Origin of the sequence: uncultured Methylobacterium sp. (assembly GCF_964251405.1) — a bacterium.
Classification (GTDB): domain Bacteria; phylum Pseudomonadota; class Alphaproteobacteria; order Rhizobiales; family Beijerinckiaceae; genus Methylobacterium.
In genome coordinates this window covers 1-19,695 of sequence record NZ_CAXUJR010000005.1, presented here as the reverse complement: position 1 = coordinate 19,695, position 19,695 = coordinate 1, and the positions used below count along the sequence as shown (strand labels likewise).

At 65.1% G+C, this 19,695-nt stretch carries 13 protein-coding genes and 2 pseudogenes; 6 read left to right on the top strand and 9 right to left on the bottom strand.

Going from position 1 to position 19,695, the window contains the following annotated elements:
• Positions 1-5: 5 nt before the first annotated feature.
• Together ACFE7U_RS02015 and gcvA are read right to left on the bottom strand one after the other, a co-directional pair.
• Positions 6-2,063, bottom strand: coding sequence for a carbon starvation CstA family protein (locus ACFE7U_RS02015; RefSeq protein ID WP_375408055.1), 2,058 nt, complete (start codon positions 2,061-2,063; stop codon positions 6-8).
• 279 nt (positions 2,064-2,342) lie between these two features.
• Positions 2,343-3,230 (bottom strand): transcriptional regulator GcvA, encoded by an 888-nt coding sequence (gene gcvA / locus ACFE7U_RS02010; RefSeq protein ID WP_375408054.1) that lies wholly within the window; start codon positions 3,228-3,230, stop codon positions 2,343-2,345.
• Positions 3,231-3,325: 95 nt separating this feature from the next.
• Between gcvA and ACFE7U_RS02005 the strand changes: the two genes are divergently transcribed.
• Positions 3,326-4,282, top strand: a complete 957-nt coding sequence (locus ACFE7U_RS02005; RefSeq protein ID WP_375408053.1) for a zinc-dependent alcohol dehydrogenase family protein — start codon at positions 3,326-3,328, stop codon at positions 4,280-4,282.
• 470 nt (positions 4,283-4,752) lie between these two features.
• Positions 4,753-5,136, top strand: a complete 384-nt coding sequence (locus ACFE7U_RS02000) for a nuclear transport factor 2 family protein (RefSeq protein ID WP_375408052.1) — start codon at positions 4,753-4,755, stop codon at positions 5,134-5,136.
• 102 nt (positions 5,137-5,238) lie between these two features.
• Here ACFE7U_RS02000 and ACFE7U_RS01995 read toward each other — a convergent pair whose 3' ends face one another.
• From ACFE7U_RS01995 to ACFE7U_RS01985, 3 genes are read right to left on the bottom strand one after another with little or no spacing between them, the layout of a single operon-like run.
• Entirely contained in the window at positions 5,239-5,850 is a 612-nt protein-coding gene (locus ACFE7U_RS01995; protein ID WP_375408087.1) for a TPM domain-containing protein, read from the bottom strand.
• A gap of 7 nt (positions 5,851-5,857) precedes the next feature.
• Positions 5,858-6,640, bottom strand: coding sequence for a TPM domain-containing protein (locus ACFE7U_RS01990; protein WP_375408051.1), 783 nt, complete (start codon positions 6,638-6,640; stop codon positions 5,858-5,860).
• A 9-nt stretch (positions 6,641-6,649) separates the two neighbouring features.
• Positions 6,650-7,300: a LemA family protein gene (locus ACFE7U_RS01985; RefSeq protein WP_375408050.1), complete on the bottom strand. Its 651-nt coding sequence runs from the start codon at positions 7,298-7,300 to the stop codon at positions 6,650-6,652.
• Between the two features lie 180 nt (positions 7,301-7,480).
• Here ACFE7U_RS01985 and ACFE7U_RS01980 point away from each other — a divergent pair, with 180 nt between their 5' ends.
• The 4 genes and pseudogenes from ACFE7U_RS01980 (at position 7,481) to ACFE7U_RS01965 (ending at position 12,387) form a co-directional block, all read left to right on the top strand.
• Positions 7,481-7,837 (top strand): SelT/SelW/SelH family protein, encoded by a 357-nt coding sequence (locus tag ACFE7U_RS01980; RefSeq protein WP_375408049.1) that lies wholly within the window; start codon positions 7,481-7,483, stop codon positions 7,835-7,837.
• A complete protein-coding gene (locus tag ACFE7U_RS01975; RefSeq protein WP_375408048.1) occupies positions 7,834-10,062 on the top strand; it encodes a sensor histidine kinase in 2,229 nt (742 codons plus the stop codon). Before ACFE7U_RS01980 ends, ACFE7U_RS01975 begins: the two co-directional genes overlap by 4 nt.
• Before the next feature lie 148 nt (positions 10,063-10,210).
• Positions 10,211-10,666 (top strand): annotated as a pseudogene (locus tag ACFE7U_RS01970) (molybdopterin cofactor-binding domain-containing protein); the annotation flags it as partial.
• 311 nt (positions 10,667-10,977) lie between these two features.
• Positions 10,978-12,387 carry a methyl-accepting chemotaxis protein gene (locus ACFE7U_RS01965; protein WP_375408047.1) on the top strand — a complete coding sequence of 470 codons (1,410 nt, stop codon included), beginning with the start codon at positions 10,978-10,980 and terminating at the stop codon, positions 12,385-12,387.
• A gap of 713 nt (positions 12,388-13,100) precedes the next feature.
• On the opposite strand, the gene ACFE7U_RS01960 is transcribed toward ACFE7U_RS01965, so the two are convergent.
• The 4 genes and pseudogenes from ACFE7U_RS01960 to ACFE7U_RS01945 form a co-directional block, all read right to left on the bottom strand.
• Positions 13,101-14,525 (bottom strand): phosphomannomutase, encoded by a 1,425-nt coding sequence (locus tag ACFE7U_RS01960; RefSeq protein ID WP_375408046.1) that lies wholly within the window; start codon positions 14,523-14,525, stop codon positions 13,101-13,103.
• Between the two features lie 1,099 nt (positions 14,526-15,624).
• Entirely contained in the window at positions 15,625-16,854 is a 1,230-nt protein-coding gene (locus ACFE7U_RS01955) for an HNH endonuclease signature motif containing protein (protein ID WP_375408045.1), read from the bottom strand.
• The gene (locus tag ACFE7U_RS01950) at positions 16,835-16,999 is read right to left on the bottom strand and encodes a hypothetical protein (protein WP_375408044.1); all 165 of its coding nucleotides are present in this window, start codon (positions 16,997-16,999) and stop codon (positions 16,835-16,837) included. Before ACFE7U_RS01950 ends, ACFE7U_RS01955 begins: the two co-directional genes overlap by 20 nt.
• A 1,216-nt stretch (positions 17,000-18,215) precedes the next feature.
• Positions 18,216-19,549: pseudogene (locus tag ACFE7U_RS01945) on the bottom strand (IS1182 family transposase).
• Positions 19,550-19,695: the final 146 nt, after the last annotated feature.

Genomic DNA, 19,695 nt, shown 5'->3' with positions numbered 1-19,695 from the left:
CGCGGCTACTCCGCCGGCGCCGGGGCCGGACCGGTCTCGAGCGCCGTCCAGCGCTCGGCCCGGTAGGCCTTGACGCAGGCCGCGATGCCGAAGCCCGCGATGGCGATGACGAGGCCGACGAACATCACGGCGAGCACCGCGTCGATGCGGTCGTTGACGATGATCTGGTTCATCTGGTCGATGGTCTTGGCCGGGGGCAGGATTTTTCCCTCGCTGAGCGCGGCGCTGAAGCGGTCCGCGTGCGAGAGGAAGCCGATCCGCGGGTCGGCGGAGAAGATCTTCTGCCAGCCCGCGGTCAGCGTGCAGATGCACAGCCAGGCGGTGGGCACGATGGTGATGAGCGCGTAGCGGTGGCGCTTCATCTTGAAGATGACCACGGTGGCCAGCGTCAGGGCGACGGCGGCGAGCATCTGGTTCGAGATGCCGAAGAGCGGCCACAGGGTGTTGATGCCGCCGAGCGGATCGGTGACGCCTTGGTAGAGGAAGTAGCCCCAGGCCGAGACGCAGAGCGCCGTGGCGAGGATGCTCGGCACCCAGGCGGTGGTGTCCTTGAATCGCGGCGAGGCGAGGCCGAGCAGGTCCTGCAGCATGAACCGCCCGGCGCGGGTGCCGGCATCGACGGCGGTGAGGATGAACAGCGCCTCGAACAGGATCGCGAAATGGTACCAGAACGCCATCATGCCCTTGCCGCCGATGGCCGAGGAGATGATGTGGGCCATGCCCACCGCTAGCGTCGGGGCGCCGCCCGCGCGCGAGACGATGGAGGTCTCGCCCACGTCCTTGGCGGTCTGCGTGATGGTCTCGGGGGTGATCGGGAAGCCGAGATTGGTCACCGCCGTCGCGGCGCTCTCCGCCGTGGTGCCCAGGAGGGCGGCGGGCGAGTTCATCGTGAAGTAGACGCCCGGATCGATGACGGAGGCCGAGACCAGGGCCATCACGGCGACGAAGCTCTCCATGAGCATGCCGCCGTAGCCGATGAAGCGCACGTCGCGCTCGTTCTCGATGAGCTTCGGCGTCGTGCCCGATGAGATCAGGGCGTGGAAGCCGGAGACGGCGCCGCACGCGATGGTGATGAAAAGGAAGGGGAAGAGCTGGCCCGACCAGACCGGGCCGGTGCCGTCCACGAACTTCGTCACGGCCGGCATCTGCAGATGCGGCGCCACCCAGGCGATTCCGAGCGCGAGGCCCACGATGGTGCCGATCTTGAGGAAGGTCGAGAGGTAGTCGCGCGGGGCGAGCAGCAGCCAGACCGGGAGGATCGAGGCGAAGAAGCCGTAGCCGATCAGCATCCAGCACAGCTGCGTGCCCGTGAAGGTGAAGGCCGGGCCCCAGACCGGATGCTCGGCGACGCTGCCGCCGTACACGATGGCGAGCATGAGGAGCACGAAGCCGAGGATCGAGACCTCGCCGATCTTGCCCGGCCGGATGAAGCGCGAATACACGCCCATCAGGAGCGCGATCGGGATCGTCGCCATTACCGTGAAGGTGCCCCACGGGCTGTCGGCCAGCGCCTTGACGACGATGAGCGCCAGGACGGCGAGCAGGATCACCATGATCAGGAAGGTGCCGAACAGCGCGATCACGCCGGGGATCAGGCCGAGCTCGGCCCGGATCAGCTCGCCGAGCGAGCGTCCGTCGCGGCGCATCGAGACGAACAGGATCATCGCGTCCTGCACCGCGCCGGCGAAGACCACGCCGGCCAGGATCCAGAGGAGGCCCGGCAGGTAGCCCATCTGCGCGGCGAGCACGGGCCCGACGAGCGGGCCGGCGCCCGCGATGGCCGCGAAATGGTGGCCGAACAGCACGTTGCGGTTGGTGGGGACGTAATCGAGCCCGTCGTTGTGGCGATAGGCCGGCGTCTGCCGGCGCGGGTCGAGCCGCATCACGTGCTCGGCGATGTAGAGGGAGTAGTAACGATACGCGATCAGGTAGACGCAGACCGCCGCGACCACGATCCAGAGGGCGTTGATGGTCTCGCCGCGCGACGTCGCCACGATGGCCAGCGCGGCCGCCCCCAGCGCACCGACGAGGGCCCATGGCCCGTGCTTCCCGATCGCACCCATCGACGTCCCGCTCCAGCGGCCCGTCCTGACCTGCGGGCCGTCCTGCGCCTTTTCGCGCAGAACGCGAGCGAGGGCTAGGGTCAAATCGCAGTCAGCCAGGTGGCTGGAAGGCTGCCATGGGCGACAGCCGGCACTGGCGCTGTCCCACAATGCAGGCGAAATTTCAGTCCGACCACCGCATCGCTGCCGAGGGGCCGTTCATGCGGGCCTGAGGGCTACGCTCACCCCGGTGCGAAACGCATCAGTGATGGGCGAGGTATGGGTGTCCGGGCTGCCGGATCAAACGGCGGCGGAGACGAGCCACTCGACCAGCTTACCGACATCCCTCGCCCGGGCCGGATGCCGTGGGTGGACGACCCAGTAGGGATGGGCGTCGAGCACCGGCCCGAAGGGTTGAACCAGTGCGCCGCTCGCCAGGTCGTCGGCGGCCAGCACGACCGACAGGAGCGCTATCCCCTGACCCGCAATCGCGGCCTGGATGACGTGCCCTTCGTCACTGAACCGAATGCCCGCGCCGCCATCGACGTCGCTGATCCCGGCCTGCCGCAGCCAGGCGTGCCATGTCGGCGTCTCGTCGGTCAGGTGGGACCATTCGAAGTGCAGCAGCGGGTGGCTTGCCAAATCTCCCTCGGATCGAACCGCGAGGTGAGGGCTGCAAGCCGGTGCGACCCGGTCGACCACCAGCCTGTGAACGTCGAGGTCGGGGTACGGACCGGGCCCGTATCGAACGGCGACATCCACTCCGTCGCGAGCGAAGTCGACCAGGCTGTCGGAGGCGTGCAAACGCAGGTCGCAACCGGAATGCGCGGCGCGAAAGTCGGCAAGCCGTGGCACGAGCCACTTCGCGACGAAGGCGGTCGGCGCCGAGAGCGTGAGTACGCCTGCCGACTGCCGGCCGCGGATCTGGTCGATGACTTCGGCGAAGGCGTCGAAGCCGTCGCGGAGCACGGGCAGCAGCACGGCCCCCTCGGCGGTCAGCCGGACCCGTCGCGTCTCGCGGTGGAACAAGCGAAGTCCCAAGGTCTGTTCGAGGAGCCGGATCTGATGGCTGATGGCGGTCGCCGTGACGCCCAGCTCGTCGGCGGCACCGCGAAAGCTGAGGCGGCGCGCCGCCGCCTCGAAGGCCCGCAGCGCCGCGAGCGGGGGAAGCGATCTCCGCATCGTCATGGCTGAATGTAGCTCATCCGTCCCGTGAGGAGAACGATTTTGTCATCCGCCACCCCGGCTGACACAAGGGCGCCTGCCAAGGACAGGAGGCCCGCTTGAAAGCGATGGTGTTGACGAGGTTTGGCGGGCCCGACAGCTTCGCGCTTCGGGACCTTCCCGACCCCCGACCGGGACCTCGGGAGGTCCGCGTGGCGGTGCATGCGACGTCGATCAACCCGCTCGACTGCCAGATCCGCCGCGGTGACTACGCCGACCAGTTCGAACTGCCGGCCATCATCGGGCACGACGTCTCCGGGGTCATCGACCAGATCGGATCCGACGTGACGGAGTTCAGCGTTGGGGATGAGGTCTATTACACGCCGCGGATCTTCGGCGGGCCGGGATCGTACGCGGAATACCACGTGGCGGCCGCCGACATCGTGGCGCGGAAGCCGGTCAACATCAGCCATGCCGAGGCCGCGAGCGTCAGCCTCGTTGGTGTGACCGTCTGGGAAGGGCTGGTCGAGCGTGCCCGATTGCAGGTGACCGAGACGGTCCTGATCCATGGCGGCGCCGGCGGCGTCGGGGCCATCGCCGTCCAGGTCGGCAAGGCCATCGGCGCGCGGGTCCTGGCGACGGCGCGAGGCAGCGACGCGGCGCTCGTCGAGAGGCTCGGCGCCTCAGCTGTCATCGATTTCGAGCGCGAGGACTACGTGGACGCCGTCGATCGCCTGACCGACGGCAGGGGCGTCGACGTCGTCCTGGATACGATCGGGCGTGATACGCTTTCGCGTTCCCCCCGCATCCTCCGCGAGGATGGGCGAGTGGTCACTCTGGTCGACACCGCGACGCCCCAAAACCTCATCGGCGCCTGGGGCCGGAACGCGACCTACCACTTGGTCTTCTCTCGCCAGAATGGCAGCAAGCTCGACGCCCTCACGCGCCTCCTCGAGCGAGGCCTCGTGGTGCCGCAAGTCGCCTTGGAGTTTTCTCTCGACGAAGTCGCACGCGCTCACGCGCGCGCGGAGGAGGGTCAGCTAAAGGGCAAGATCGTGCTTCGGGTCAGATCGTGACGCCGCCGGATCACTTGCGGAGCCCCTGACCTCACCGCTGGCAAGGTCCTGATGACGGCTCTGCGCGGTGCGGGCGCCGAGGTGCCTGGCCCCTGCCCACGCGTTGAGGGACGCACGATCTGCTGGAGGACGAGACGCGGTCCCGTGCCGTTCTGGGTCTCAGCCTCTGCGGCGAGGACCCGATTCGAGTTCGTTCACATGCTCGAAGAGCGGGGCGTGCCGTTCGTGATCCTGACCGGCTACGATCCGGACGTGATCTCAGAGGTCCTGCGAGAACATCGTGCGGCCGCGAAAGCCATTGCCGTTCCGTGCCGTCGTTGACGCCATGGGGCAGTTCTGAAGTGCCGATTTCGCGTCGAGAACGGGTACATTGCCGAGCACCGAGACACCATTCCGGACCGGGCCGAATGGAAAACGGGAGCGGCACAGTCTGGCGCGTGAGCGCCCATTTCCAAATCGGGATGACGAGTATGACCGATCTTGAACGCAACAAGGCGAATGTGACTGCCTTCTACGAGTTGATGTTCAACGCCTGCCAGCCGCGCGAGGCGATCGCGCGCTATGCAGGCGACGACTACATCCAGCACAATCCCCATGTCGCCACAGGCAAGGCTGGCTTCATCGACTATTTCGAGCGCATGGCCCGCGATTGGCCAGACAAGCGCGTCGAGGTCAAACGCGCGATTGCCGAAGGCGATCTGGTGGTCCTCCACTGCTTGCAGCATTGGCCCGGCGACCAAGACTATGCGGGCATCGATATTTTCAGGCTCGATGAGGCAGGCAAGATCGTCGAGCACTGGGATGTTCTGCAGGTTCTGCCGGATGACTCAGCCAATCCGAATGGGATGTTCTGAGCGGTACGGAACCTCCGCTCGAGGTCGGAAGCGGACACACGACCGGCCGTATCGATTGGGCTTTTGACCTTGGGGGTTCAGGGCGATCTCAGCCGGGGCCGTTCAGTCCACCACGATGACGCGGTTGGGCAATTCGTCGGTATCGTCGGCGCGCCCCGGCAGTTCCGCCGCGAGGATCGCGCCGACGCTGGCCACGGTGACGACGAGGCCGTCGGTCGCCTGGTTCCTCCGCAGGGCGTCGAGGAGGGTGTCGATCACGCCCGACCACGTCTCGACCGGCACCCGCTCGGCGATGGCGCTATCAGCGACGATCTCGGCATGGCCCTCGGCCACGGCGAGGTAGATCAGCATTCCGGTGCGTCCACGGGTGCGGGTGACGCCACGGGACGCGAATTCCCGCAGGGCCGCATCGTGTGCCCGCGCCCGCCGCACGGCGCGAGGAACGAGGGCGAGGCGGGCCGCCGGGTGGAGCGTCGCGAGCAGGGCGCCGAGGACGACGAGGGCCTGCGCCAGGGCGATGGAAGCCGCACTCCACTGGGTGGCCAGGATCAGCGGCCAGGGGACGACGAGACCGCACAGGAGGGCGAACAGGAGGGCGACGGACCGGTAGGCCCCGGCCCGGGCCGCCACCAGCACGACGATCTCGCCCGACGTGGTGCGCTCGGCCGCCTGGATGGACGCCGCGATGCGGTCGCGGTCGGTCTGGCTCAGCATCGACATCTTACCAGTCCCCCGAGGCGCCGCCGCCGCCGGACGATCCGCCTCCGCCCGAGAACCCATCGCCGCCGCCGAAGCCGCCGCCCGACACGCCGCCGCTCCAGCCCCCCGACGAGGGGCCGGGCAGGATGATGAAACCGCCCCCGCGGCCAAGACCGCCGCGGTTCATCCGCGAGAACACGAAGACGATGACGAGGATGACGAGGATGAACAGGATCACCTGTCCGGGATCGGCCTCGTCGCTGCGGACCCGACCCTTGCGCTGCCATTCCTCGGCGTCGCCCGAGAGGATCTGCAGCATCGCGTCGACGCCCGCCTCGATGCCGCCGCCATAGTCGCCGGTCTTGAAGCGCGGGGTGATCGCCGTCGTGATGATGACCTTCGAGAGCGCATCGGTGAGCGCGCCTTCGAGCCCGTAGCCGACCTCGATCCGCACCTTGCGCTCGTTGGGGGCGACGAGGAGGAGCGCTCCGTTGTTGGTCTTGGCCTGGCCGATCTTCCAGTTGCGGAAGAGGCGATTGCCGTAATCCTCGATGGTCAGGTCCTGCAGGGTCGGCAGGGTGGCGACCACGACCTGATCGGACGTCTTCTCCTCGTAGGCCTTGAGCTTGGCCTCGATCGCCGCCTTCGCCTCCGGCTTGAGGATGCCCGCGGCATCGACCACCCGGCCGCTCAGCGCCGGGAAGATCGGGTCCGCCGCGAAGGCCGCGACCGCCATCCAGGCGAACAGAAGCCCGGCGAGCGCCGCCAACGACGCCCAGCCGGACCGTCTCACGATGCCGTGCATGGGTTTTGGCTAAAACTTGACGCTCGGGGGCCGGTCGGAATTCGGGGTCGCCGCGAAGGTCTCCATCGGCTTCGATTCCGGATAGAACCACGAGGCGATCCAGCGGCCCGGAATGGTGCGGATCTCGGTGTTGTAGGCCTGGACCGCGCCGATGTAGTCGCGCCGCGCCACGGCGATGCGGTTCTCGGTGCCCTCCAGCTGCGATTGCAGGGCGAGGAAGTTCTGGTTCGACTTGATGTCGGGATAGCGCTCAACGGTCACGAGCAGGCGGCCGAGCGCCCCCGAGACCTGGTTCTGCGCATCCTGGAACTCCTTGAACTTGGCCGGGTCGCTCACCGTCGAGGCGTCGACCTTGATGCTCGAGGCCTTGGCGCGGGCTTCGGTCACGCCGACGAGGACGTCCTTCTCCTGCTGCGCGAAACCCTTCACAGTCTCGACGAGGTTCGGGATCAGGTCGGCCCGGCGCTGGTACTGGTTCTGGACCTCGCTCCAGGAGGATTTCGCGCTCTCCTCGAGGGTCGGCACCCGGTTGATGGCGCCGCAACCGGAAAGACCGGTGGCGAGCGCCACGACCGCCAGAACGGCGCAGACGCGGCCGAGCAGGGGCGATCGACCCAGGGTCGAGGACGAACGGGATACCAGGGCCGCATCGGAACGCATGATCACAATTCTCCCAAGCTCCGCGGCGCCGTCACTCCGACGCGCCGCGGTGCAGTCGATCACACAGATGGTGCTGCGACGGCCGGCCGCAACCATCCAATGCACCAGAGTGATCTACTCGCGAACAGTCCCTGCCCGAAAGGTTGACAAGCAAGGGCCGTTCGGGTCCCCGTTTCGGCCATGGACGAGACGTCTCCTGCCTCGACGGTCGAGAAGCCGCGGGTCGCCATCACCTATTGTACGCAATGCCAGTGGCTGCTGCGGGCGGCCTGGATGGCCCAGGAACTGCTGTCGACCTTCCGCGACGAGATCGGCGAAGTCGCCCTGGTGCCCGGCACCGGCGGGATCTTCGTCATCACCTGCGCCGGCGAACCGATCTGGGACCGTGGCCGCGACGGCGGCTTTCCCGACGTCAAGGCCTTGAAGCAGCGGGTGCGGGACCGTCTCGCGCCCGGACGGGACCTCGGGCACGTGGACCGGGGCCATATCGACAGGGGTCATGCTGAGGGGCCGGCCGCCGCCAGCGATACGCCATGAGCTCCGATGCCGATCTGTCGGCGGGCAAGCCTCCCTTCCTGACGCCGCGCCGGCGATGGAGCCGCGCCGCGCTGCGGGAGACGGCCGAGCGCATCCGCCGCCGTGGCTTCTCCACCCAGGTCTACCTCATCCTGCTGGTCATCGCCCTGATCGGGCCGGGGCTGATCTTCACGGCCATCCTGCTGATGCGTTACGCCGCCGCGGAGCGGGCGCGCTTCGAGCAGGACGCCCGCGAGAACGTGCGCAGCATCGCCCTCTCGGTCGACCGCGACACGGCGGGGCTCGTCTCCGTGCTCCAGACACTGGCGACCTCCCAGCGCCTGCGGGACGGCAACTTCGAAAGCTTCGACGCACAGGCTCGCCTCGTGCGCGACGCCGTCGGCCTCGAGATCCTCCTGCGCCGTCCCGACGGGCAGCAGGTCGTCAATACCGGGGTGCGGCGCGGCGCGCCGATGCCGTCGAGCGTCCTGCCCTTCGATCGCGAGATCGCCACGGGAAGCCAGCGGGCCATGGTTTCGGGGATCATCGTGGGCGCGATGCCGCGCGATGCGACCTATGCGGTGGCCGTCCCGGTCCAGAACGACGGGGAGGTCAGCTTCATCCTGAGCTTCACGGTCCCGGTCGCCCGGCTCCAGGCGATCATCGTCCGGGAATCGGTTGAGGGCTGGACCACCGGCATCTCCGACCGCGACGCGATCGTGCTCGCCCGGATCCCGGACCCGGATGCGATCATCGGGCGCCCGCGCCTCGCGACCCTTCGCCAGCACCAGACCGAGACGCCCGGCGTCTGGGAGGGCAAGGACCGCAAGCTCCGGCCCGTCACCGTGGTCGAGGCGCGCTCGCGGCTCACCGGCTGGACGGCGGGCGCGGTGATCCCGCAGACCCTGGTGGAGGCGCGGCTGCGCAACTGGATCTGGGCCTTCGGGGGCTTCGGACTCCTCGTCCTCGCGACCTCGTCGATCCTGGCGGTCCACCTCTGGTCGCGGGTGTCGCGCCCTCTGAGGCGGCTGGCCGCCACCGGACCTGCGCTGGCCCGCGGCGAGGCCATCCCCCGGATCACTTCGCCGATCCAGGAGATCCGCCGGCTCGGCGACGTGCTGGCGGATGCCTCCCTGCGCTTGCGCACCCGCGAGGACGAGCGCGACCGGGCGCTGGCCGACACGCAGCGAGGCCTCAGCGCCCTGCGCGAGAGCGAGGCTCGCTTCCGGCACATGGCGGATTCCGCCCCCGCCCTGATCTGGATGACCGACGAGCGGGCGGAGATCAGTTTCGCCAACATGCATTTCGACCACCTGTTCGGGCAGCCCGCCTCTGCGCTCGCGGAGGAGGGCTGGAACCGAATCATCCATCCAGGCGACCTGCCCGCCTTCTCGGCCCAGTTCTCCGATGCCTTCGCCGCCCGGCAGCCGTTCCGGGCGGAGGTGCGGGTCCTCGACCGCGACGGTGCCGTGCGCTGGCTGCGCTGCGAGGGGGTGCCCCGCCTCAACGATACCGGCGTCTTCCTCGGCTATACCGGCTGCAACGTCGACATCAGCGATGCCAAGCGCGCCGAGGAGCACCTGCTCCTCCTGATCCACGAGCTGAACCATCGGGTGAAGAACACGCTGGCGACGGTGCAGTCGATCGCGACGCAGTCCCTGCGCCGCCTCGACGGACCCGAGGCCGCTTCCGCGCGCGCGGCCTTCGAGGCGCGGTTGCTCGCCCTGGCGCGGGTCCACGACGTTCTCACCCGCGAGAACTGGGACAGCGCGGAACTCGGCACCGTGGTGGCGGATGCGACCGCGCCGCTCCATGCGGGTGAGGGTCAGCGCGCGCGCTTCGTCGTGAACGGCCCGAGCCTGCGCCTGCCGCCGCGGCTGGCGCTCTCCATTGCCATGGCGTTGCATGAACTCGGCACCAACGCGGTCAAGTACGGCGCGCTCCGCGGCGAGAACGGCACTGTCTCGATCACCTGGACGGTGGAACGCGAGCCGGAGATCGTTCTGCGCCTGCGCTGGGTCGAGAGCGGCGGCCCGACCGTGTCGCCCCCGACCCGGACCGGCTTTGGTTCGCGCCTGATCGAGCGCAGCCTCGCTCGCGAGCTGGCCGGCGACGTCCAGCTCATCTTCGCCCCAAGCGGCGTGATCTGCTCGATCTCTGTCCCGATCCCGCCGCCGACCGCCATGGACCGGCGCACCCGCAGCCTGCCGCCGCCCATCGAGGCCCGTCTGCCGCTCTCCGCCTGAGCATCGCTTCGGTAGTCGTGTCGCACCGGGGATCGGACGGGCGCGCCTCACCTTCCCTGTCTCGACGAACGGGACTTGGCTCAGGCGGCGGGGCCATCGGTCCATTCCCGGCGACGTCTTTCCCAGCGGCAGATCTTTGAGGCGCCTGCATTGCGCCGGGGTCGACGTCGATGCCGAGACCGGGGAGGTCTGTATGCGGCGGATGCACGGCGCCTTCACGGACGGCCGTATCCTGAATGCCAAGACTGCGCGGTCACAGGCGATCGGCGGGACGACCGTGGGCGGGGGCGCGGCCCTCACCTAGGAGGTGGTGATCGACTGCCGCGACGGTCACTTCGTCGATCATGACCTCGCCGAGTATCACGTGCCGGTCCACGCCGACATTCCCACGATGAAGGCGGAGTTCCTGCCTGAACTTGACGACAAGGCGAACCCGCTGAAAAGCAAAGGGCTGGGCGAGCTTGACATCTGCGGTGCGGGCGTGGCGGTCGCCAACGCCGTCTCCAATGCCACCGGCATCAGGATCCGGGATTTTCCGCTGACCCTGGACAAGATCCTCGAAGACTTCGCTGACCAGGAGCGAGGCGAGGAGCGCCGACCCTGAGATGTGTCGCCCGGATGCTTCACAATGAGATGTCTTAACGTTTCGTGTGCTCGTCGTAGGAACGCATCAACAACGATCACGAGCGCCCGCCACGAGGAATTTGCAGAAACTCTAGAATCCAATCGCGCCGTCTTCGATTGTGCACATCTTAGTTGATCCATTTCGAACGTGCAGGTCGATCTTTACAGGCGATATCGCATGCATGATGCTGGATAGATCTTTCGCCCGCTGGGGAAACGCCATTGCTGATAAGGGGCTGTTAAGCGCTGTTAGGCATGCTCGGCCAGAGAATGCAAAAGGACTTTACGTCGATGATCGGCCTCGCCTTCGGACGGAACCGCAAGGATACCAACCAAGCTGCCGCGATCTCGGAAGCCAGGGCGGCTGACGAAACGCTCCGTCTGACGACGGCGATCGAGACGCTGATGGCCACGCAGAATCTTGCCGCGGTCGATCTGCCCGAAGGACCCTTACGCGCATCGCTTCAGTCCTTCATGACCAAGCGCAACGAGGAGCGGACGCGCAACCTCGGCAACATGGCCTCGATCGCCAAGGAGGCGTCCGAGGCCGCGATCAACATCGGCTGGATGACCTACGATGTCGGAGAGGTCGCCCGGGCGACCCAGACGATCGCAGGCGCTACCGAAGAGATGGCTGCATCGATCGCGGAAGTCTCGCAGACCTCCGACACCGTCGTGGCCGTGGCTCAGGACGCCCTCGTGGCCATGCAGGCCTGCGTCGGAGACGGGCAGCAGGCGCGCAACGCCATGCAGGAGATCGACTCCCGCACCTCGCTGATCTCGGACCGCGTCGTCGTCCTAGAGCGCGCCATCTCGCAGATCGAGGTCATGGCGACCGCGATCGCGTCCATCTCCAACCAGACCAACCTGCTCGCGCTCAACGCGACGATTGAGGCGGCCCGGGCCGGCGAGGCCGGTCGCGGCTTCTCGGTGGTCGCCGCGGAGGTGAAGTCGCTCTCAGCCCAGACCGCAAAGTCCACCGGCGAGATCCGCGCGCTCCTGAGCACGCTCACCACGGAGATGTCGTCGATCTCGGTAGCAGTCGGCGAGAGCCGCACCGCCGTCACCTCCGGTCGCTCGATCGTGGAGCAGCTCGAAACGCGCGTCGCCCAGACCAACGAGCGCATCTCGCATGCGAGCGATCTTAACCAGGCGATCTCGCAGATGCTGGGCCAGCAGCGCTCCGCCACCGCCGAGATCTCCACGAGCGTCCAGGGCATCGCCGCCAAGGCCGCCAAGACCCACGAGGAGATCGACAAGATCACGACCCGCCTCGTCCGCGCGGAGACCCTCGGCCAGAAATCTCTCGAGACCGCCGGCCAGAACATCCCCAACTTCGCCCTGACGCGCCTCGTCGCAGATATCGGCCTGTGGAAGCGCAAGCTTGCACGCATCCTCGTTGGGCTCGCACCGGCGGATCAAAGCGCGGCGACGATCACCGGCCGACCGGGACCGAACCTCAGCGCCGCACTGGAGCTATCCGAGTTGAAGTCGCATCCCGCCATGGCCCGCTTCGCGAAGGCCGAGCGCACCGCCCTCGACGAAGCCACCCGGATGATCGGTGGCGTCGCGTCCGGAAACTGGGATGTCGGCACCCCGGCTTATTGCGCCGCGACCACCGCCATGAAGGCGATGACCGACGCGGCCGCTGAGATGCTGGGCATGAGTTCGAACACCGGCGATCTCGACGACGACGCCTGACAGAGGTCTAGGACGCGGCAGTGAACCATTTGGCGGACGGCAGCATCCTGCCCCTGATGTTGCTAAGGTCGCGATAACTGGTAGGTCGCAATACCCGTCTCCCCCGGGTCGGTTCCTAGATCAGCAGACAGAATATCGGACCTGAGACACTGCCTACGGCAAAGCGTGCAGACGGGCACGGTTGCCCGGAGTCGCCCAGTCTCGAATGGGCAGATGTCTGCCGGATCGAATGAGCTACCCTGCTACACAAGTTCGGCTCGAACGACAAAGTCAGAGCCATGATGGACCGGCTCGAAGCGCGAAGTCTGGCAGCTGAGCCGATCCACGGGAAAAAACCAGACCGAGCAATTCTCAATTTCAATAGGCGGATGCACGACGATCACAATCGGGTTCGTTTTGGCGAAAGTTACGCGATGACGCGGAAATGAGGCTGACACCAGGGTATTTGAACAGACGGGCATCAGCGATTCGCGTTTGATTGGACGACGGCTGTTCATCGAGCTGCTCTCATCGGTCGCTGCTGGCCAACGGTGCTCATCCAACCCCCTTAGATCAGTGAAGCTAAGCCGCGTTGAATTGCAGTCTCTGCGAATGAAGCTGCACTCCACGGCGCGGACCATACTCCAGAAGATTTTAGAGAGGCTTTGATAATCGGAATCTACGATACAAAAACTTTTCAGATAGCATTTTAACTTAGTGGTGTCGTGCTAAGCCTAGTGTTCTACCGCTTTCATCGCTATCGATGCTTCTGATAATCCCCAGCGGACGAGATCCTCCGCCTCCGCTGCCGACTTCGCCTCAGCGTAGCATCGCAGCTCGGGCGCATTGCCAGAAGCGCGAAAGTGAATTGTTCGTCCGGCATCGAAGTTCACCCTGATGCCGTCTTGTTCGTCAACGGATTGTGGTAAGCCGACTGGCCGGAAGAAATTCTGACGGAACGGCGCCTGGCTGAGTTGCTGCAAAAAGGCGGCACTTCGTTCAGCGGGCGTATTAGGTAGACGGTCGCTCGCAGTTTCGCCGACGTTGAGCGAGGTGACGAGATCTGCCAAGGACACACCGGCCTCTCGCGCGGCGGCCAGGGTCGCCAGGATTGGAAGCATTGCATCACGGGTCGGTAGGGCAGGAAGGGTCTTGCCGCTCAGGGTAACGTCCGATCCGAGCAGGAACCCGCCGTTTGCTTCAAACCCAACAATGGTTTTCGCTCCATCCTGCTTCGCTTGTGCCATACCGGCGATGACGAAGGGCGAGCCGACCTTAGTACGCAGCACCTTGTGGAATCCGCCAGCGAGCTCGACGGCCGAACCTGCCGTGACAGGCACGACAACCGTGTCGACACCAAGGTATCGGGCAGTGATCAATCCGAGCACGTCCCCGCGCACGATCCGGCCAGCGGCATCCGCGACCAGCGGCCGGTCGGCGTCACCATCGGTTGTCACGAGCGCGTCGAAGCCGCCAGATGCCATGGCGTCGCGAATGAAAGCGAGATCCTCAGGGCGGTGAGCTTCGGTGTCGATTGGCACGAAGGTCTCAGAGCGACCGATTGGCACCACTTTTGCTCCGAATGCCGCGAGAAGATCGGCGAGGAGATCGCGAGCCACAGAGCTCTGCTGATATACCGCAACCCGCTGGCCGGCCAGGATGTCTGGCGAGAAGACATCCTGGTACCGCTGACGGTAGCGGTCGATCCCATCCGGCTCCGGCGTGGCGGGGAAGTCTGGCCCCATGGAGCCTACCTTGGCAATATCGCCAAGGGCGGCCAGGATGGCGGCCTCATCGGCCTTGGTGATCTCGCCGTCGGGTCGGTAGAATTTGAGGCCGTTGCGGTCGTCTGGGATGTGGCTGCCTGTAACCATGACGGCGCACGCCCCGCGTCGGATCGCTTCGAGCGCGAGGGCTGGTGTCGGCAGGGCACCGCAGTCAATCGCTTTGAACCCGGCCGCAGCAGCAGCGAAGGCTACAGTCGCTGCGATGTTCGTGCTGCTATCACGCAGGTCTCGACCGATCACAACGGTGCGGCTCACGCTCGACGATGCGGCAACTGAGCGGAAGAACGCGCTCGCATAAGCGTAGCTCGGCCAACCAACGAGCTCTGTCACGAGTCCTCGAAGGCCGCTGGTCCCGAATTTCAAACTGCTCATGAGCATTCTACTAGCTATAGGCTTGGCGGCATGCGGGTTGGAAGGCGGACCGGGCTTTTACACGAAGCGTGGCGCGGCCTCAAACGGCGGCGGGTTCTCGCCCTCCCAAGTCGATGACCGACAGTCAAGGGGGCACTTGCCAGGCTTGTTGGATCCAGCTGCGGTCGGAGCAGTCTCAAGGTGTCTTGGTCCGCGGCGCGATTTCGCGAGACCGTCCGTAGAGATCCTCCACGCGGATGATGTCGTCCTCGCCCGTGTAGCTGCCGACCTAGACCTCGATCAGTTTTGGCGGGATCTTGGCAACGTTAGGGAGAACTGGCGGTCGAGCATATGGGCGGCAAACTCAACTCCATTTTCTGTCTAAAGCCTTCGAACTGAATGTGGAGTCGAACCAGTGCCTCGAATGTCAGGACTACATGAAGGGGGCGCTTGTTAGCTCTTGAAACAGTGGCGTCTCGCCCGCGGGGCGATCGAGCGCCGCGACGAGCTGGAAAAGCTGGCCATCGAAGATGTGGCCGGACAAAAAGTCCGTCGTCCACTCCTTGTTAGGATTGCTCACCAAGGCCCACTTTGCTTGGAATGCAACACGCCTTGGTCGGGCCATAAGCCAGACGCCCCCTCTGGTGGATTTTCTTAAGAAAGTTGACGTGTGCTCCTAGGGAGTCCGTCTAAGCGGCGGATGGCGGTCCTTCGGCGGGAGAAGGCGCGCTGCTCGTACCGTTCCAGGCGCTCTAGCCTTTTCAACAGATCAGCCCAGACATCAGCGTCAGGAAAACCGCTCGCGATGGCCAGTGGTTCTGCTGCAGGAGCGCTATCCTGGATAACGGCACTCTTGAAGGCCTGAACCCGTCGGAGGTGGAATTCTGCCTCGGCCACAGCGCCCGCGGCTTCCAAGAGTAGCGGATCGGCTCCGAGTTCACCGGCAATGAGATCAGCAAGGTGCTTAACTTCGGCTGTATCGTACAGTGCAGAATTCTTAGAAGTTAAGCCATGGGTTTGCGCATTACGCGCTGAACGCAGTTTTCCTTCCGTCGTACGCGGGCCTGTGCTCGCCTGAGCATTGCTGCGGTTGGCCTGAATGACGCGCTCGGAGGTCATATCAACGACGAGGCTGAGAAAACGGGCTTGTGTCCTGAGAGGACGGTTCAACGTCGATGACGTCCGCGGCCGCTGCCCGGAGTCGCTGACTGAGGCTCGCTCGCTTGCGCTCGATATCGCGCAGCAGCGTGTCGCGGCGCTGATCAGCGCTGGCGACCATTCGCTCAATGCGCTCGATTTCGGGGAGCTTAAGTTGGAAAGCCTGTGCCATCACATCTGCGACAGTCAGCCCTCTCTTCTGGAGTTTTTCTTCCATTTTAGTTGTCTTGCTTTGATTGCCCTCAAGCCAGCCGAAAGCGAGACCCCGGGCCTCGCGCTCATTGTCAGATCTTAATGTGGCAAATGGGCAATATTCGATCTCGAGCACCGGTACTATTAGGGCCGTAATGACTTCGACTCGCGCCTGGCTCAGAATTTGATTCCGCCAGTGCCGTAGACGTTTCACCTCCCAAACAAGATCAATAATATCCTTGACCCAGATCGCCTCGACAATGTCCGTCGGCATCACCTGCTGGACCATTTTACCAAGAAGCGCTTCGTACTGCTCTGGATCATCGCCGAAGAGAAGTGGACGATCATCAAAGAGGAAAGCAAGGTGCTGCGGGATGGCCGGCAGAATCTCGCCTGACGTACCTGTGTCCTTGATCTCAGCATTTTTCGGGGTCGCAGTCGTCGAGCGATTTGCCATGGGATCCATCGTTCTTGACTTGTTCTCCCTTAAACGAGATCTGCAGGCCTTGCAAAGCTGTTTCTCTGCCCCGCGTAGATCATCTCCTGAAAGTGGTTTTGAGGCCGAACAGAGATCCCTGGCGTGCTGCGCTCTCACTTCATTATTGGTACGGACAGGCGTGAGTTCAACTCTGCGGACAACTTGGCCGTTCACCTTTCGTTTGAAGGCCCCGGCACGCGAGCTTGGAAAGGGCCGGGAGGTGTCCAGAGCCCCAAGGTGCCGGAGCTTCTGCCGCTTCGCACGCGCAGTGCGAGTATGATCGTCCCGGGTCTTTGCACCGCCGCAGGCCTCGTGTGCCGGGCCCATGTTGTCGAGCTCGTCGGCTCCGCCAAGTTCGAGAGCCCGGATGTGCTCGACGATCCAGCGCTCGCGGAGGCCGTCGATGCGCCTCGCGCAGACAACGCAAGTTCCACCCGTGCGCTCCCAGGCCTGGAGGCGGCGCTTGGCTGAAAGGGAGCCGCGTGGCGTGGTGCCGACGTCCTCAGGGGTGACGAAGGGCATGGCGGCACTTGGCGGTGGAGTGCGAGCGGACGGAGAGCGCTTCGATGGCACGGTGGGACAGGTGCTCCCAGTCGCACAAGAGTTGCTCGTAGCGTTCGATCAGAGCCTTGAACTCGGCGTCGTCCTCTTCCGAGACGAGTGTCACCTGGAAGCCCAAAGACGCAACGGTCGCACGTGCAGGATTAGCCGCGCGCTTGCGCGGTCGTATCTCGGGCATGATGAGCCTCTAGGGATGGTGTGAATGGCTGGAAGCCGCACAGGCGCGCTATGCTCACAAGACCAGTGAGGCGTTGGCTTGGTGGGGCGCCGGGATCACCTCTCGGGCCGGCCTGGACGGGGTGAAATTTTGCTGATCCAGAGTGTAACGGCCCACGGCTTCAGCGTTCCGGCTCAGTCGGACGACTGGAATCAGCTGTGAGGAGGCGGTGGTTTGGGAAGCGGGCTCACCTCCCCTTTCGCGGCGCTTAGTTGGTGGACCTGCAGACGGTTGCGGGGCGCCAGCGCCCGCTGCGAATTGAGGTCCCCACGAAATGTGGCCAAGCGGCAGGCCGCCTTCGCAGCCTGCCACGTACCTTTGAGAGCAGCAGAGAGGCAAAGGCTCCAGCGCTCTCCTGTAACCTCGCGGCGAGCCTTTGCTGCAGCGTTTGCGGCAGACATGATGGCGCTGCGGTCGTAGGTGCCAGACGCTACAAGCGGGCGGGCGTGCGCCAATGCCTCAGCTCGGTGACAGGCAAGCTTAGTGAACACCTGCCCGCGGCAGTGAGCGGCGCGCTCACCCGGAGCGAAGGTAATGCGATCCGCACGCAGATCATGTATTGCAGCAGACCAGGAAATAGAGCGACAACGAGACATCGAGATGACCCCTTTTAGATCTCATGATCTGTTTCATATCATATGGATTGAATCATATCAATATGGCAGCTGACGGCGATGAAGTGCTTACGGGCGCACAAGTTCGAGCAGCACGTGCTCTCCTAAAATGGAGTGCGGAGGAGCTCGCCGGTTGGACCCGATTGGGAATTGCAACGGTTAGAAGAGCTGAAGCTCAGGACGGCCCCCTTACGTCCACACCCGCAAATGTGCAGAGCATGCGAGAAGCGTTTGAGCGCGCTGGCCTCGCGTTCATTCCCGAGAACGGTGGAGGTGCCGGCGTTAGATTTAGGGAGAGACGAGATGCTGGGACGAAGAGCTGAGTAGGCAGTTCGTCTATATTCGCGCTGCAACTTTTTACAGACCACTCACTCATCTTACTATGGATAAAGTGAGTAATGTGGCAAACGATCTAGGAGCCCGTGCGAGTAACGGGGTTTGAAGCCGGGGTAGAGGGGCGGGACTTGAGCAGACGAGGCGGCTCGTCCGGCTCAGCGTCCGACCTGTGCCAGCTTCAGGAGGTTGTGGGCGGTGCAGATCATCGCCCATTCGCCCCGGACCTGATCGAGGCCGCGCAATAGGAACTGTCCGAAGCCCCGGGGCTGCTTGATCTGCCCGAACACCGGCTCGACGACCTGCTTTCTGAGGCGGTAGCGGCTCCGGCGCCCAGCTCGCTTCAGCCGCGCGGCTATCGCGCTCATCGGGGGCATGTTCGTCAGCTTCCGACGACCGGACGCGTCCGCCTCGCCGTGCCGCGCACGACCCGGAACAAGATAGGCCGTGATCCCGCGCTCCTTCAGGGCCGCAAGGTTCGCCTCATTGGCAAAGCCGACATCGCCCGAGACCTCGCGCGGCTTGCGTCCGAGATGGGCGCGCACATCATCGATGAGCGGCACGAGGGCGCGGTAATCGGCGGAGTTCGTTACGAGCCGGTGCGCCACGATGATCTGATGCGCTGCATCGACTGCGATCTGGCCGTTGTAGCCCTGCACGAACCCGTCGCGGGTCGGCAGGATGCGACTGTCCGGATCTGTGAAGTTGCGTTGTGTCCGGTCCGGCGGACCGCCGTCCTCACCGCGCAAAGGTCGGCCCTGCCAACGCATGCCTGACGAGGCGCCCGGCCCACTCTCGTCCTCAGGGTCGGGCGGGTTGAGCGCCTCCGCCTCCAGGGCGGCCTTGGCGGCGCGGATCGTCTCCAGCCGCCGCTGCGTATCGGCCATCCAGGCCGACGTCTCGTCGCCACGCTGGTCTGCGCCGTGTGCCAGATCCTCGGCCGCATCGGCCTTGCGCGCTTGGTCCAGTCAGGCTTCGGCTTCGGCGTCCAACGCCGGCTCGGCCGTCTTCATGCGCCCGTAGCTCATCGCCTTGTGGCGAGACGCGTTGGCCTTCGCCTTGGTGCCGTCCACCGCCACATGGGCGAACTGCACCAGACCGGCTGCCCGACACAGGCGCAGCACCTGCACGAACAGGTCCGACAGGGCCACGAGGTGGCGCTTGCGAAAGTCGGCGATGGTGCGGAAATCGGGCCGGTTCAGGCCGGTCACCGCCATGACGTTGACCCGTTCCGCACAGGCAAGGGCTAGCTGGCGCGACGAGTATAGGCCGCGGCTGTAGCCATAGAGGAGCAAGGACACCATCATGCCCGGATGGTAGGGCGGGTAGCTGCGCTCCTCGCTGTAGCTGTCGAAAATGGTCGAAAGGTCGAGAACCTCCTGCACCGTGTCGCGCACGAAGTAACCATATGATGGGGCGGCACGAACTCGTGCAGCGAGGATGGCAGAAGCCAGCCCTGATCAACATCCCACGCGCGAAACACCTTTGCCATAAGCCGAGTGACTCACCCTAGGGCATCGCCGTCGAGACACTTACTCGGACAGGCTCCTAGTACTACTGTGTCACAAATTTCCGGTGGCAGGAGGGACATCGTTTCAGGGTTCGAGTGAGTGCCCGTGCCAGCTTCAGGCGCAAGGT